Origin of the sequence: Microseira wollei NIES-4236 (assembly GCF_020521235.1) — a bacterium.
GTDB lineage: Bacteria > Cyanobacteriota > Cyanobacteriia > Cyanobacteriales > Aerosakkonemataceae > Microseira > Microseira wollei.
This window is the reverse complement of sequence record NZ_BLAY01000496.1, coordinates 1-713: the sequence shown is the minus strand read 5'-3', so window position 1 is coordinate 713 and position 713 is coordinate 1. Positions and strand designations below refer to the sequence as shown.

The following is a 713-nucleotide window of genomic DNA, read 5'->3' as shown; positions in this document are numbered from 1 at the left end:
AATCTTAAAAGTTACGCTAATACAGTCATTAATCGGCAGCACATGTGCTTTAATTAATGATTGGATAGTAAGTAACGCAAGTTGCTAGTTATAAACAAGGGCGTTGCTAATGGCTAATTGCTAATTGCTAATATAGGATTTTTACTGACATTAGCCATTAGCCTCGTGACCAGGCTCCTGCCTGGTCACGCCATTAGCCGCTCCCAGAGAGATAACTAGCAACTTGAGTTAAGTAGACCGTCTATTGAGTAATTTAGGAGGTAATCCATGCTAACTGAACTTCAAAAGCAGAAATTAACCTATTATTTTCAAGCATTTGACGTTGATAAAGATGGATTTTTAGAAGAGTCCGACTTTGATAGGATTGTCGATGCTTATGCAGAGGCTTACAACATAACAAAAGATTCAGCAATCTACCAAGATATTTCCTCAACTTTTGCTAAGGGTCGATGGGATTTTCTTGTAAAAAAAGTAGATACAAACACAGACAATAAAGTGACTTTAGATGAATGGCTTTCTTACCATGACAAGTTACTAAATGATTCTAACAGTGACTTTGTTTTGATGAAAATGAAAAGTGGGTTATTTTATGCGTTAGATACAGATAAAGATGGTGTACTGGCTCTTGAAGAATATAAAACCATGTACAAAATTTATGGATTTGGAAACGAAAGTTTAGCCGCAGAAATTTTTGCCAAGCTTGATTTTGACGG

At 35.9% G+C, this 713-nt stretch carries 1 protein-coding gene; it reads left to right on the top strand.

Annotation, left to right across the window (positions count from 1 at the left end):
- Nucleotides 1–267 precede the first annotated feature (267 nt).
- The coding region (locus MiSe_RS49485) for an EF-hand domain-containing protein (protein WP_226594953.1) at nucleotides 268–713 on the top strand (446 nt) is incomplete at its 3' end.